This window comes from Xanthomonas chitinilytica, from assembly GCF_026107455.2.
Taxonomy (GTDB): domain Bacteria; phylum Pseudomonadota; class Gammaproteobacteria; order Xanthomonadales; family Xanthomonadaceae; genus Stenotrophomonas; species Stenotrophomonas chitinilytica.
Map to the genome: position 1 here is coordinate 45,563 of NZ_JAPCHY010000010.1, position 14,800 is coordinate 60,362.

The following is a 14,800-nucleotide window of genomic DNA, read 5'->3' on the forward strand; positions in this document are numbered from 1 at the left end:
GATGCCCCTTACCGACCCCCGGCGGGATGCTTCCGCCGATCCCGCCGTGTTCGCGCCGCGCCCGGCCTGGTGGCGCGCGCCGGCCGCGGCCGACGTCGTGGACAAGCGCGGGATATCGATGCTGCGCCGCTTGCTGCTGCTGGTGCTCGCCTACCAGTTGGTCATGCTGCTGTGGGCCGGCTGGCGGCTGGGCGCGCAGCTGGACCGGACGATGCTGGCGCTGACCCTGGGCGGCATGCTGGTGTGCGTGGTGTCGCTGCAGCTGCTGCGCCGGCGCCGGCTGCAACTGGCCGCGGCGCTGTTCGTGCTGGTCGACCTGCTGCTGATGTCGGTGGCCTACGGCTACTGGGGCCTGCGCGCGCAGCTACAGGGATTGCTGCTGCAACTGCTGCCGGTGCTGCTGGCCGGTGCCTTGCTGGGCCGGCGCGCGTTGTGGCTGGCGGCGCTCTGGCTGTCGGCGCTGCTGGCGGTTGGGGCCTGGTCCGATGCCGCCGCCGGCTTCTACTACCCGAACCGGGTGGCGGCGGCGCTGCTGGACCTGGCCCTGGCCGGCTTCGGCGTGCTGATGGCCGCCTTCGTGCTCGACCAGTCGATGTCCTCGCTGCGCGAGAGCCTGCGTACCGCGCAGCGGCGTGGCAACGACCTGGCGCGCAAGCGCGACGAGCTGCAGCTGGAAATGCAGGAGAAGGAGCGTTCGCGCGAGCAGCTGGTGCACGCGCTGAAGATCGAGAACGTGGGGCGGCTGGCCAGCGGCGTGGCCCACGATTTCAACCACCTGCTGGCGCTGATCATGGGCTATGCCGGCAAGGGCCGTCGCAGCGACGACCCGGCCGAACTGAAGGCGGCGCTGCAGGGCGTGGAATCGGCCGCGCGGCGGGCGTCGGCGGTGACCCGGCGGTTGCTGGATTTCAGCCGCCAGGAAGTGGCCCGGCCGCAGCTGCTCGATGCCGCGGCGACCGTCGCGGCGATGGAGCCGATGCTGCGCCAGCTGTTCGATGCGAAGGTGGCGTTCGAGCTGGATACCGGCGGCGTGCGCTGCCAGATCCACTTCGATCCGGCGCAGCTGGAGCTGATCCTGCTGAGCCTGGCCGCCAACGCGCAGCAGGCGATGCCCGAGGGCGGCCGCTTCCGGCTGTCGCTGTCGTACCCGGAGCCGCGCGCCGAACTGCACATCGAGGTGTGCGACAGCGGCCATGGCATGAGCGAGGAGGTGCGCGCGCGCTGCCTGGAACCGTTCTTCACCACCAAGCCCAGCGGCCAGGGCACCGGCCTGGGCCTGGCGGTCACCGCCAACCTGGTGACCGCCGCCGGCGGCCGGATCACGGTGGACAGCGCACCCGGGCAGGGCGCCTGCTTCCGCCTGCGGCTGCCGGCGCGGCCGCTGCCCACCGTTCTCGGCTGAGCGCGATGGCACGCGTACGGTAGCGGCTACACTGCGCCCGGCCCGTCCGGAAACATATCCGTGGTTTCTAGCTGGATCCTGCTGCTGGTGTCGATCGGCTACGCTGCGCTGCTGTTCGGCGTGGCGTGGTGGGGCGACCGTCGCCCGATGTACCCGGACCGGCCATGGCTGCGCCCGGCGGTCTACAGCCTGGCATTGGCGGTGTACTGCTCGTCGTGGACGTTCTACGGCGCGGTCGGCACCGCGGTGCGCCATGGCGTGGGCTACCTGCCGATCTATCTCGGGCCGATCCTGCTGCTGCTGTTCGGTTGGCGCATCATCGAGCGGCTGGCGCTGATCGCGCGCAGCGAGAACGTGGTGTCGATCGCCGACTTCATCTCCTCGCGCTACGGCCGTTCGCGGCGGCTGGCGGCGCTGGTGGCGCTGATCGCGCTGATCGGGGTGATTCCCTACCTGGCGCTGCAGTACAAGGCGGTGGCGATGAGCCTGCAGGTGCTGGCCGGCGACTCCAGCGCCGGCAGCGGCTTCTTCACCGACCCGGCGCTGTACGTGGCGCTGCTGATGGCGCTGTTCGCCACCCTGTTCGGCACCCGCCAGGTGGATGCCACCGAGCACCACCACGGCATGATGCTGGCGATCGCGCTGGAATCGATGATCAAGCTGGTGGCGATGGTGGCGGTGGGCCTGTTCGCCTACCTGTGGCTGAGCGACCGCACCGCGGCGGTCGGCGAGTCGGTGCGCACGCTGTTCCAGCACACCCCGCCGGTGGGGCTGGTGTCGCAGACCCTGCTCAGTTTCCTCGCCATCATCTGCCTGCCGCGCCAGTTCCACGTGGCGGTGGTCGAGTGCGGCGACGTCGGCGACGTGCGCCGCGCGCGCTGGCTGTTCGGCGGCTACCTGGTGATCATCTCGGCGATGGTGCTGCCGATCGCCACCGCCGGCGTCACCCTGTTCGGCGCCAGCGGGCTGGTGGCCGACGACGCCATGGTGCTGGCGCTGCCGCTGGCCGAAGGCCGCACCGCGCTGGCGCTGGTGGCCTACATCGGCGGCTTCTCCGCCGCCACCGGCATGGTCATCGTGTCCTCCATCGCGCTGGCGACGATGATCAGCAACGACCTGGTGATGCCGGTGCTGCTGCGCCGCTCCGGCGACCACCAGGAAGCGGCCGACGTCGCCTCGCGGGTGCTGTGGATCCGCCGCCTGGCGATCCTGCTGCTGGCGCTGGCCGCCTACGGCTACTACCGCAGCAGCAGCAACGACAGCTCGCTGGCGTCGTACGGGCTGATGGCGTTCGCGGCGGTGGCGCAGTTCGCGCCAGGGCTGATCGGCGGCCTGTACTGGCGCGGCGCCAGCCGCCGCGGGGTCGAGGCCGGCATGGTGCTCGGCTTCGCGGTGTGGGTATACACGCTGCTGCTGCCGACCCTGACCCAGGGTGGCTGGATCGATTCGGGCTGGTTGCGCAACGGTCCGTTCGGCCTCTCCTGGCTGCGGCCGCAGCAGCTGTTCGGCTTGACCGGCTGGGATCCGCTGACCCACGGCACGTTCTGGTCGCTGCTGGTCAACGCCTTCACGATGATGGTGGTGTCGGCGCGCTGGCGGCCCGGCGTGGCCGAGCGCCTGCGCGCGGCGCCGTTCCTGGAGCCCTACGCGCAGCGCCCGGTGGTGGCCGGCGGCTGGCCCGGGCACGTGCAGGTCGGCGACCTGCTGGCGCTGGCGGTGCGCGTGGTCGGCGAGCGCCATGCCCGCCGCGCCTTCCAGGAACAGGCGCAGCTGCTCGAACGCGAGCTGCAGTCCTCGGCCGCGGCCGACCGCCTGTGGGTGCAGTTCACCGAGCGCCTGCTGGCCGCCTCGATCGGCGCGGCCTCGGCGCGGCTGCTGCTGACCAGCCTGCTGCGCGGCTCGGGCATGGACCTGGGCGAAGTGGTGGCGGTGCTGGACGAGGCCGGGCAGGAACTGCGCTTCAACCGCGAGATCCTGTCGACCACGCTGGAGAACATCAGCGCCGGGGTCAGCGTGGTCGATCCGGACATGCGCCTGACCGCCTGGAACCGCCGCTACCAGCAGATGTTCGACTATCCCGACGGCATGCTCTACGTCGGCCGGCCGGTGGCCGACCTGATCCGCTACAACGCCGAGCGCGGCGAGCTGGGCGAGGGCGACATCGAGGTGCAGATCGCCCGCCGCATCCGCTACATGCGCGCCGGCTCGCCGCACGTGTTCGAGCGCACCCGCGCCGACGGCAAGGTGATCGAGCTGCGTGGACAGGCGCTGCCGGGCGGCGGCTACGTCACCAGCTACAACGACATCACCGACTACAAGCGTGCCGAGAAGGCGCTGCTGGAGGCCAACGAGACCCTCGAACAGCGCGTGGCCGAGCGCTCGCACGCGGCCGAGGCCGCGCAGCAGTCCAAGACCCGCTTCCTGGCCGCGATCAGCCACGACGTGCTGCAGCCGCTCAACGCCGCGCGGCTGTTCGCCTCGGCGCTGCGCGACAGCCAGCACGACAACGAGGAGCAGCGCCACCTGGCCGAGCGCGTCGACGCCTCGCTGCGCGCGGCCGAGGAACTGCTCGACGGCCTGCTCGACGTGTCGCGGCTCGACGCCGGCGGCCTGCATCCGACCCTGGAGGATTTCGACGCCAGCGTGCTGATGCACGAGCTGGCCGCGCAGTACACCCCGGTGGCCGCCGGCCGCGGCCTGCGCCTGCACGTGTTCGCGCGCCAGGCCTGGGTACGCAGCGACCGCCGGCTGCTGCGCCGGGTGCTGCAGAACTTCATGGCCAACGCGCTGCGCTACACCCGCGCCGGCCGCATCGTGCTGGCGCTGCGGGTCCGCGGCGAGCAGGTGGAACTGCAGGTGTGGGACACCGGCCCGGGCATTCCCGAACACCACATGCGGCAGATCTTCGACGAGTTCCACCGCTACCAGCAGCCGTTCGACTGGGGCGAGCAGGGCCTGGGCCTGGGCCTGTCGATCTGCCAGCGCATCTCGCGCCTGCTCGGCCACGGCCTCAATGCGCGCAGCATCGTCGGCCGCGGCAGCATGTTCTCGATCAGCCTGCCGAAGGTGGCGCCGCTGCCGAGCCGGCCGGTGGCCGCACGGTCGCCGGCGCTGTCCAGCGGCGATTCGCTGGCCGGGCTGCGGGTGCTGTGCGTGGACAACGACCAGGAGATCCTCGACGGCATGCGCGCGCTGCTCGGCCGCTGGCAGGTGCAGGTGATCGCCGCCAGCACCGTGGACATGGCGCTGCAGAAACTGGTCGAACAGCCGGACGTGATGCTGGTGGATTACCACCTGCACGATCGCCTGGACGGCCTGGATGCGCTGGTGGCGCTGCGCGAGGCGGCGGGCCGGCCGCTGCCCGGCGCGCTGCTCACCGCCGACGGCCGCGACGAACTGAAGCGGCTGGCGCGCGAGCGCGGCTACCGGGTGCTGACCAAGCCGGTCAAGCCGGCCTCGCTGCGCGCCTTCCTGACTGCGTTCCACGACCCGTTGAAGGGGCGGGACGCATGATTCGATATCCGTAGAGCCGAGCTTGCTCGGCTGGGCTTTCCCGGCAATGCCCCAGCCGAGCAAGCTCCAGCCGAGCAAGCTCGGCTCTACAGGTCCCGGATTCCGGATCGCGGTTCTACGCGACCGGGTTCAGGTGTTCGTACAGGATGGTGCTGCCGACCAGGATCAGGATCACCCCGCCGACGATCTCGGCACGCTTGCCCACCAGCGCGCCCAGCATACTTCCGAGCATGATGCCGACGGTGACCATGACCAGCGTGCACAGGCCGATCACCGCCGCGATCACGCCGATGTGCACGTCGAGGAAGGCCAGGCTCACGCCCACCGCCATCGCGTCGATGCTGGTGGCGAAACCGGTGGTCGCCAGTGCCAGCAGGCCATGGCGCGCCGGGGAATCGTCTTCGGCATCGTCGGGCCTGAGCCCGGCGACGATCATGTGGGTGCCGAGCGCGCACAGCAGGCCGAAGGCGATCCAGTGGTCGAAGGCCTCGACGTAGCTGGAGGCGGCGCGGCCCAGCAACCAGCCGATCACCGGGGTGACGCCTTCGATGACGCCGAAGACCAGGCCGGCGCGCAGCGCATCGGGCAGCCGCGGGGGAGATCCTCGACAGCATGCGCGCTGCTCGGCCGCTGGCAGGTGCAGGTGATCGCCGCCAGCACCGTGGACATGGCGCTGCGGAAGCTGTCCGAGCGGCCGGACGTGATGCTGGTGGACTTCCACCTGCACGACCGCATGGACGGCCTGGACGCGCTGGTGGCGCTGCGCGAGGCGGCCGGCCGCTGCCCGGCGCGCTGCTCACCGCCGATGGCCGCGACGAACTGAAGCGGCAGGCGCGCGAGCGCGGCTACCGGGTGCTGACCAAGCCGGTCAAGCCGGCCTCGCTGCGCGCCTTCCTGACTGCGGTGCGGTAGCCGCCGTGCTTGTCGCAGGAGTGGGTTCAGGTCGAGGTTACGAGGGTGTTGGCAACGGGTGCCATGCTTGTGGCGGCAGGTTGGGGATTTGCATTCACCTACGCCTGTTCCACATGCGACTTGGCTGAAGAGGCGTAGCCCCGATCTGCGGGACTCAACGAACGGCCGGCTCAACGCAGGTCGTCGGCCTCGATCAGGCTGGCCTGTGCCGACTCGTTTGCGGCGAGGCGCTCGGCCTGGCGCTCGATCGCGCGCTCGAACACCTGGCGAACCGCGCGCGCGTTGCCGAAGTGCCCGTCGCGGTTGCGGTGCAGCACCACCATCAGTTCGGCGGCGGCGTCCCGCGCTGCGTCGGTCAGCACGAAGCCGGCGTCCTCGAAGAACCTGAGCAGGATTCCCGCCAGTTCCTCGGGGCCGTAGTCGTCGAACTCCACCATGCGGGTGAAGCGCGAGGCCAGCCCGGGGTTGGAGGCGATGAAACCCCGCATCTGCGTGGTGTAGCCGGCGACCACCACGCACAGCCGCTCGCGATGATCCTCCATCGCCTTGAGCAGGGTGTCGATGGCCTCCTGGCCGAAATCCTGCCCGCCGCCCTGCGACAGGGCATAGGCCTCATCGACGAACAGCACGCCGTCGAGCGCCTCGCGGACCACCTCCTGTGTCTTGAGCGCGGTCTGGCCGACGTGGCCGGCGACCAGGCCGCTGCGATCTACTTCCACCACATGCCCCTTGCGCAACAATCCTAGAGCGGCATAGATCTCACCGATCAGCCGGGCCACGGTGGTCTTGCCGGTACCTGGGTTGCCGCTGAATACCAAGTGCAGCGACACCGGCTGCGCCCTGCCGCCCTCGCTGAGGCGCCGCTGGTTGGCCCTGGTCAGGCTGACCAGCTTGCGCACTTCGGACTTCACCCCTTCCAGCCCGATCATCTGCTCCAGCCGGCGCATCGTCCCGTCGAGGTCGATGGCCACCGCCGCGGATGCGCCGCCGGGAATGTCTTCCTCCAGCAGTTCGGCGGCGTCGGCATCGTCCTGCCCGGCCAGGCGCTCGGCTTGCTTCTCTAGGATCTCCTCGAACAGCCGTCGGATCGCGCGCGCGTTGCCGAAGTTGCGGTCGCGGGTGCGGTGCATCTCGTTCACCACCCGCGTGATCTTCTCGCGCGCGCCGGGGGTCGCCCTGAAATGGTGCGTCTGCAATTGCCGGTCGAGGATCGCCAGCAGGGCGGCAGGATCGTAGTCGTCGAATTCCACGTAGCGGGTGAAGCGTGATTCCAGGCCCGGGTTGGAGGCCACGAAGCGGCGCATCTGCGCGGTGTAGCCGGCCACGATCACCGAGAAGTGGTCGCGCCGATCCTCCATTGCCTTGAGCAGGGTGTCGATGGCCTCCTGGCCGAAGCTGTCCTCGCCCTCGGACAGAGTGTAGGCCTCGTCGATGAACAGGATTCCACCCTGCGCGCGTTCCACCGCCTCCTGGGTTTGCGGCGCGGTTTGGCCGACGTAGCCGGCAACCAGTTGGCCGCGGTCAACCTCGACCAAGTGGCCCTTGTCGAGCAGGCCGAGTTGGCGGTAGATCCGGCCGACCAGCCGCGCCACGGTGGTTTTGCCGGTGCCGGGGTTGCCGGTGAATACCATGTGCAAGGACACCGGCGGCACCGGCAGCCCCTGTGCGCGGCGTCGCTCCTGCACTTTCACCAGGTTCACCAGTTTGCGGATCTCGGCCTTGACTCCGTCCAGGCCGATCAGGGCGTCGAGTTCGGCCAGCGCGTCGCCGTCGTCGGCCGGTGACGGTACCGTCGACACGGCGGCGCCCGTCTGGATCCGCGCCAGTACCTGACCGCTGGCCACGCTGTCGCCTTCCTCGAACGCCAGCGACTCCAGCACTCCATCGGCCGGGGAGGGCACCTCCAGCACGACCTTGTCGGTTTCCAGATCGACCAGCACCTCGCCCGAGCGAACCGCATCGCCGGCACGTTTGTGCCAGCTGGCGAGCACGCACTGGTCAATGCCGTCCGGCAGGGGCGGGATCCGCACCTCGTGCAGCGCCGAGCGTTGCACGCCGGCCACCTGAACCACCCGGCCGGTATTCCCTGCCTCTACCTGCACTTTGCCGAACACCTTGATCGCGCCATCCGGGTGGCAGTCGATCAGCCTGGCCGACGCATCGGAGTCGCACAGCACGTCGTTGGGCCGGTTGTCGCGGAAGGTGCATCCGGTGAGCACGATCGAGCCGCCATCCTGGGTCTCGACCGCATTGTCGTCGCAGTCGGCGAAGCTGCAGTCACCGGCTGCGACACGCGACCCGTCCACCACGTACAGGCCCGACGATGGCGTGCCATCGACGGTGCAGCGGTGCAGTTCACCGTGCGTCTGCTCGCCGAAGTGCATGGCCGGGCAATTATCCCCGCCACAGGCGGAGAACCGGCAATCCTCGGCCTGCAGGGTGGCGCCGGCACTGACCATGAGCGCATTGCTTGTGGTCTCGTGGATCGTGGTCGAGCGCATCGACAGGTGGCTGCCAGCCCCCTGTACCTGCACCGCCCCATCGACGCAGGCGGTGATGTCGCTGTCGGCCAGAGTGCACGCGATGCCCTCGTCGACCAGCAGCGCGGCTTTGACGGCCTTGAACCGGCACTTGCCGATGCCTGCCGTGGTCCCTTCCGAGACCGCCACCGCCGGCAACCGAACCTGTTCGAATACGCAGTTGTCCACCGCCAGCGGCGTCTCGCGTGCGAGGATGCCGTTGCCGTTGAGTTGCCAGAACCGGCAGGCGCGGATCGCCAGCCCGCTTGCCCGCTTGGCGTACACCCCGGTGCCGTCGCCCGTCAGCACGCACTGCTCCAGGTTCAGCCCGGCCTGCGGCATCACGCTGATGATCGCTCCGTCCGCCCCGGGTGGCATGGTCACAGTGAGATTGCGCAGTATTGCCGGAGCGGCGATGGTCAGCCGGCTGATGACGAAGGTGTCGTTGGAGGACGATGCGGCGCGCAGAACCACTGCCTTGTCGATCCGGCCAGCAGGATGGGCGTGTCGGCCCGGGGGCAACACGATCTCGTCCCCTGGTTGAGCTTTTGCCAGCGCGCTGGACAGGCTGAGTCCGCCGAAAAATCCCGTCTTGACCTCGATCACAGCCATACGCGAGCGCCTCCCCCTAGGCATGGTGCCCGTCGTTGTGGACGACGGGAAAGGCCATGACGTTATCACAACGGTTGCGGTGCAGACTTCGTGAGGCCGGTCATATCTCCGGCCATTTCCAGCAAACTGTTCGGATCTTCATTGAATAGCCATGATGAGGGCGGCCGCCAGCGGAGCAGGCTCCGCTATCGTGGAAGCTGACAGGGGATGTCTGCCATGCCGGTTGAGGTAGGTCGGAGCCATATCCCCGGCACTTGCTTCGGGCCGTGAGGCGTTATGTCGCAGCTTGCAGGTGTTCGTACAGGATGGTGCTGCCGACCAGGATCAGGATCACCCCGCCGACGATCTCGGCACGCTTGCCCACCAGCGCGCCCAGCATGCGTCCGAGCATGATGCCGACGGTGACCATGACCAGCGTGCACAGGCCGATCACCGCCGCGATCACGCCGATGTGCACGTCGAGGAAGGCCAGGCTCACGCCCACCGCCATCGCGTCGATGCTGGTGGCGAAACCGGTGGTCGCCAGTGCCAGCAGGCCATGGCGCGCCGGGGAATCGTCTTCGGCATCGTCGGGCCTGAGCCCGGCGACGATCATGTGGGTGCCGAGCGCGCACAGCAGGCCGAAGGCGATCCAGTGGTCGAAGGCCTCGACGTAGCTGGAGGCGGCGCGGCCCAGCAACCAGCCGATCACCGGGGTGACGCCTTCGATGACGCCGAAGACCAGGCCGGCGCGCAGCGCATCGGGCAGCCGGGGAGTGCGCATCGCCGCGCCCTTGCCGATCGCCGCGGCGAAGGCATCGGTGGACATGGCGAAACCGATCAACAGGATGGAAAGCAGGGACATCGCAGGCAGTACAGGTCGAGCGGATGCGGACAGCACGCGCACGCGCCCAACCTGTCGTTGCGCACGCGTGCCGCTGGTCTCGCCAACCGGTCTGGCTGCCCACGCCACGGCGCACTGGCCGAGCATGTTGACGTGGGCGCTTCCTGGAGCAGGAAGCAGGCTACTCCCCAAGGGGACGCGCATGATACGCCGCGAAATGCGGCGATTGCGCTTTTTTAGCGCACGTGCAGGCCCAGCTTCGATTCATAGCGCTGGCTATGCCGCAGTGTTCGCGGGCATGCTCGCGGACGTTTCGCCGCATCCGCGCGAAGGTGCGGTGGCGGTCCGTCGGACGGCGATCGTCGATGGTTCTGTTGTGTGGCCAAGCGCTCGGCCTGTGGCGCGGATGTCGGCCGGAACGCGGCGCCGCGTCGGTCGCCTGGCCTGGACGGCGAGGACGTGCATCGTCGCGGCACAGCGGGGGCGGTGCATGTCGGCAGCATCGCCCGGTCCGGCAACGGCCGGCGGCAGGGAAGCGTGCCGCTCGCACCGACGCCATGGCCGCGCCGGTGCAGGAGCGGCTCAGTCCTCTTCCGGCGGCAGCACGATGGCGTCCTCGTCGATTGCCAGCTTGCCGGCCATCAACACCGCCTGGGTGCGGTTGGTGACGCCGAGCTTGCGCAGGATCGCGGTGACGTGGGCCTTGATGGTGGCTTCGGAGACGCCTAGGTCGTAGGCGATCTGCTTGTTGAGGCTGCCCAGGCCGAGCATCTGCAGCACCCGGAACTGCTGCGGGGTCAGTTCGCGCAGGCGCTGGCCGATCTCGCGCTCCTCGTCGCCGGTGGGCGGCACGGTGTGGGCCTCCGGCGGCGCCCAGCGCTCGCCGTCGAGCACGGTGCCCAGCGCCTGGCCGATGGTGTCCGAATCGGCCGACTTGGGGATGAAGCCGAACGCGCCGTGGTCCAGCGCGCGGCGCATCACCGTGGCTTCCTCGCGCGCGGAGACCACCACCACCGGCAGCTGCGGGTGCAGCGCGCGCATGTGCACCAGCGCGTTGAAGCCCTGCGCGCCGGGCATGTTGAGGTCCATCAGCACCAGGTCGGCGTCGTTGTGCTGGTCGGCCAGCGCGTACAGCGCCTCGACGCTGTCGGCTTCGTACAGCTGCACGCCGGGGATCACCCGCTGCACCGCGCCGCGCAGGGCCTCGCGGAACAGGGGGTGGTCGTCGGCAATCAGGAGGGTAGGCATGGGGGCAGTCTGGTACATGGATGGAAAAACCGGAACAGGGGAACACGCCAGGTGGCGGCCGCGGACCCTCCCTCCGCGCGCCGCCGCCTGCCGGCAGTGCCGTTACCGCACCTTGCGCTCGTCCACCAGCGAGGCCACCACCGACGGATCGGCCAGGGTCGAGGTGTCGCCGAGCTGGTCCGGCGCGTTCTCGGCGATCTTGCGCAGGATGCGGCGCATGATCTTGCCCGAGCGGGTCTTGGGCAGGCCCGGCGCCCACTGCAGGTGGTCGGGCGCGGCGATCGGGCCGATCTCCTTGCGCACCCAGGTCACCAGTTCCTTCTGCAACTCGTCGCTGGGCTGCTCGTCGGCCACCAGGGTGACGTAGGCGTAGATGCCCTGGCCCTTGATGTCGTGCGGGAAGCCGACCACCGCGGCCTCGGCCACCTTCGGGTGCGAGACCAGCGCGCTCTCCACCTCGGCGGTGCCGATGCGGTGGCCGGAGACGTTGATCACGTCGTCGACGCGGCCGGTGATCCAGTAGTAGCCGTCCTCGTCGCGGCGGCAGCCGTCGCCGGTGAAGTAGCTGCCCGGGTAGGTGCGGAAATAGGTGTCGATGAAGCGCTGATGGTCGCCGTAGACGCTGCGCATCTGGCCCGGCCAGGAGTCGCGCAGGATCAGGTTGCCCTCGGTGGCGCCGTCCTTGATCTCGCCGTCGGCATTGACCAGAGCCGGCTGCACGCCGAAGAACGGCAGCGTGGCCGAACCGGGCTTGAGGTCGATGGCGCCGGGCAGCGGCGAGATCAGGATGCCGCCGGTCTCGGTCTGCCACCAGGTGTCCACGATCGGGCAGCGGCCGTCGCCGACCACGTCGTAGTACCAGCGCCAGGCTTCGGGATTGATCGGCTCGCCGACGCTGCCGAGCAGCCGCAGCGAGCTGCGCGAGGTCTTCTTCACCGGCTCCTCGCCCTCGCGCATCAGCGCGCGGATGGCGGTGGGCGCGGTATAGAAGATGGTGACCTGGTGCTTGTCGATGACCTGCCAGAAGCGCGACACGTCCGGATAGTTGGGCACGCCCTCGAACATCAGCGAGGTGGCGCCGTTGGCCAGCGGGCCGTAGACGATGTAGCTGTGGCCGGTGACCCAGCCGACGTCGGCGGTGCACCAGTAGATGTCGTCCTCGCGCAGGTCGAACACCGCCTCGTGGGTGTAGGCCGCGTACAGCAGGTAGCCGCCGGTGGTATGCAGCACGCCCTTGGGCTTGCCAGTGGAACCGGAGGTGTAGAGGATGAACAGCGGGTCCTCGGCATTCATGCGCTCGGGTTCGCATTGCGCCGGCTGGCTGTCGACCACGTCGTGGAACCAGCGGTCGCGCGGGGCCTGCATGTCCACCGCGCCGCCGGTGTGGCGCACCACCAGCACGGTCTCGACGGTATTGGTGCCCGGCAGCTTCAGTGCGGCGTCGACGTTGGCCTTGAGCGGGATCTTGCGGCCGCCGCGCAGGCCCTCGTCGGCGGTGATGATCAGCTTGCTGCCGCAGTCGCCGACGCGGTCGGCGATCGAGTTCGGGGCGAAGCCGCCGAACACCACCGAGTGCACCGCGCCGATGCGCGCGCAGGCCAGCATCGCCACCGCCGCGTCGACGATCATCGGCAGGTAGATGGTGACGCGGTCGCCCTTCTTCACGCCGAGGCTGCGCAGTGCGTTGCCGAGCCGGCAGACGCGCTCGTGCAGCTCGCGATAGGTCACGCCCTTGGCCGTGGCCTCCGGGCTGTCCGGCTCGAACAGCAGCGCGACCTTGTCGCCGCGCTTCTCCAGCTGGCGGTCCAGGCAGTTGACGCTGGCGTTGAGCTCGCCGTCCTCGAACCACTTGATGCGGAAATCCTGCAGGTCGTAGCTGACGTTCTTGATCTTCGTCGGCTTCTTGAACCAGTCCAGGCGTTCGGCCGCCTTGCCCCAGAAAGCATCGGGATCTTCCACCGATTCGCGGTACAGCTTCTCGTACTGGTCCTTGTCGATGCGCGCCTTGGCGGCGAACTGCGGATCGACGGGATAGATATCAGCCATGGCACCCTCACCTTGCACTTGGACATTTATGTGCGGCCGCAGCATGCCGCGCGGCCAGACCACTCCAGTTTGCCGCATCCGCCGCGGGCGGAGGCGCGGCCGGGCTTAGACCTTGGTCGTAACCCGCTCCGGCTTCGACTAATGGCGAATGGCGGCCCTTGCCGGCGACGCGCAACCTCGGCCCGACCGTGCCTGTAGCGCGGCAACGTCTTGCCACCGGGAGAGAGGCAATCCAATGAACCAACGCATGATGAAGACGGCCCGCAGGCCGTTGGCGGCCGCACTGTTCGTCGCGCTGATCGCGCCGGGCATGGCGTTCGCGCAGACCGCCAGAGAGCAGGCGCTTGAGGCCCGCGTGGCCGACCTGGAGCGTCAGGTGCAGCTGCTGCTTTCGGCCCAGCAACAGCAGCAGGGCCAGATCAGCCAGACGCAGACCGAGATCACCGAGGTCAAGGCCAGCCAGGCCGAACGCCCGGCGGTGCCGGCCGGCAAACAGCCGATCCAGGTCACCAGCATCACTCCGGGCGCCGCGCCGGGTACCACGTTCAAGTTCGGCGGCTTCATCAAGGCCGACTTCCTGGCCACGCAGACCGGCGACGGCCAGCTGGCCGACGACGCCACCGGCCGCGCGCTGTACCTGCCCGGGCAGACCCCGGTGCACGGCGCCGGCGGTTCGGGCGAGCGTTCCAGCGTGGACTACAACGCCCACGCCAAGTTCTCGCGCTTCAACCTGGGCGTGGACCACGTCAGCGAATCCGGCGACAAGGCCGGCGCGCTGGTGGAGATGGACTTCTTCGGCAACTCGCTGGGCAACCAGACCGCCACCAACACCTACGGCGTGACCCTGCGCCACGCCTACATGTACTGGAACAACTGGCTGGCCGGCCAGACCTGGTCCAACTTCATGGACGCCGGCTCGATCCCCGAAGCGGTGGATTTCGTCGGCCCGACCGATGGCGTGCTGTTCGTGCGCCAGGCGCAGATCCGCTACACCAATGGCGGTTTCAGCGCGTCGCTGGAGAATCCGGAAACCACGCTGATCGGCGGCGTCAACTCCGATCGCGGTTCGCTGCCCGACCTGACCCTGCGCTACGGCTGGAAGGGCGACTGGGGCACCTTCGGCGTCGCCGGCCTGCTGCGCCAGCTCAAGGTCGACAACCAGGCTACCGGCGCCGATGCGACCAAGGTGGCCGGCGGCCTGACCCTGGGCGGCAAGTGGGTGGTCGGCGACAGCGACAGCATCCATTACCAGCTCAGCGGCGGCGAGGGCATCGCCCGTTACGTCGGCCTTGGCATCACCCAGGACGCGTCCTACGACGTGCTGCGCGACGAGCTCGACCCGACCGGCGTGATCGCCGGCTACGTCGGCTGGCGGCATGCGTTCACGCCCAAGCTGCGCACCAACCTGATCTACGCCCGCAGCGACTACGACAACGACGCCTCGATCACCGGCCCGCTGGTGACCAAGAGCGTGCAGAGCATCCGCGGCAACGTGTTCTACACGCCGATGCCCAAGGTCGATGTCGGCGCCGAACTGATGTACGGCGTGCGCGAGATCGAGGACGGCCGCAAGGGCGACATCAGCCGCGTCCAGTTCACCACCAAGTACAGCTTCTGACGGTGACGCGAAGGGGTGCCGGCGCCGGCACCCCTTCGTCGATCCTGCAAATCCCCACGTCGGTCCGTTCCATGTCCTGAACACCCACCACATCCCGCTACACGATT

7 protein-coding genes and 2 pseudogenes are annotated in these 14,800 nt (G+C 69.2%); 4 read left to right on the top strand and 5 right to left on the bottom strand.

The genetic code is table 11. From position 1 onward, the window contains the following. The first annotated feature begins 1 nt into the window (after nt 1). Entirely contained in the window at nt 2–1,402 is a 1,401-nt protein-coding gene (locus OK345_RS12010) for a sensor histidine kinase (protein ID WP_265128221.1), read from the top strand. Nucleotides 1,403–1,462: 60 nt separating this feature from the next. Then, nucleotides 1,463–4,915 carry a hybrid sensor histidine kinase/response regulator gene (locus tag OK345_RS12015; protein ID WP_265128222.1) on the top strand — a complete coding sequence of 1,151 codons (3,453 nt, stop codon included), beginning with the start codon at nt 1,463–1,465 and terminating at the stop codon, nt 4,913–4,915. A gap of 115 nt (nt 4,916–5,030) precedes the next feature. On the opposite strand, the pseudogene OK345_RS12020 reads toward OK345_RS12015, so the two are convergent. Continuing rightward, nucleotides 5,031–5,510: pseudogene (locus OK345_RS12020) on the bottom strand (manganese efflux pump MntP); the annotation flags it as partial. A 2-nt stretch (nt 5,511–5,512) separates the two neighbouring features. On the opposite strand from OK345_RS12020, the pseudogene OK345_RS17765 reads away from it, so the two are divergent. Further along, nucleotides 5,513–5,827 (top strand): annotated as a pseudogene (locus OK345_RS17765) (response regulator); the annotation flags it as partial. A gap of 170 nt (nt 5,828–5,997) precedes the next feature. On the opposite strand, the gene OK345_RS12030 reads toward OK345_RS17765, so the two are convergent. The 4 genes from OK345_RS12030 to acs all read right to left on the bottom strand — a co-directional run bounded on the left by OK345_RS12030 (nt 5,998) and on the right by acs (nt 13,075). Further along, nucleotides 5,998–8,820 (bottom strand): AAA family ATPase, encoded by a 2,823-nt coding sequence (locus OK345_RS12030; RefSeq protein ID WP_265128223.1) that lies wholly within the window; start codon nt 8,818–8,820, stop codon nt 5,998–6,000. Nucleotides 8,821–9,232: 412 nt separating this feature from the next. Further along, nucleotides 9,233–9,802, bottom strand: a complete 570-nt coding sequence (locus OK345_RS12035) for a manganese efflux pump MntP (protein WP_265128224.1) — start codon at nt 9,800–9,802, stop codon at nt 9,233–9,235. A 561-nt stretch (nt 9,803–10,363) separates the two neighbouring features. Beyond that, the gene (locus OK345_RS12040) at nt 10,364–11,029 is read right to left on the bottom strand and encodes a response regulator transcription factor (RefSeq protein WP_265128225.1); all 666 of its coding nucleotides are present in this window, start codon (nt 11,027–11,029) and stop codon (nt 10,364–10,366) included. Nucleotides 11,030–11,131: 102 nt separating this feature from the next. Continuing rightward, nucleotides 11,132–13,075 carry an acetate--CoA ligase gene (gene acs, locus OK345_RS12045; protein ID WP_265128226.1) on the bottom strand — a complete coding sequence of 648 codons (1,944 nt, stop codon included), beginning with the start codon at nt 13,073–13,075 and terminating at the stop codon, nt 11,132–11,134. A gap of 235 nt (nt 13,076–13,310) precedes the next feature. On the opposite strand from acs, the gene OK345_RS12050 reads away from it, so the two are divergent. Continuing rightward, nucleotides 13,311–14,693: a DcaP family trimeric outer membrane transporter gene (locus OK345_RS12050; protein ID WP_265128227.1), complete on the top strand. Its 1,383-nt coding sequence runs from the start codon at nt 13,311–13,313 to the stop codon at nt 14,691–14,693. Nucleotides 14,694–14,800 lie beyond the last annotated feature (107 nt).

What these genes read in the sequence shown, in the direction of transcription:
- OK345_RS12010 (WP_265128221.1), top strand. Translation starts at nt 2, where the DNA reads ATGCCCCTTACCGACCCCCGGCGGGATGCTTCCGCCGATCCCGCCGTG.
- OK345_RS12035 (WP_265128224.1), bottom strand. Translation starts at nt 9,802, where the DNA reads ATGTCCCTGCTTTCCATCCTGTTGATCGGTTTCGCCATGTCCACCGAT.
- OK345_RS12040 (WP_265128225.1), bottom strand. Translation starts at nt 11,029, where the DNA reads ATGCCTACCCTCCTGATTGCCGACGACCACCCCCTGTTCCGCGAGGCC.
- acs (WP_265128226.1), bottom strand. Translation starts at nt 13,075, where the DNA reads ATGGCTGATATCTATCCCGTCGATCCGCAGTTCGCCGCCAAGGCGCGC.
- OK345_RS12050 (WP_265128227.1), top strand. Translation starts at nt 13,311, where the DNA reads ATGAACCAACGCATGATGAAGACGGCCCGCAGGCCGTTGGCGGCCGCA.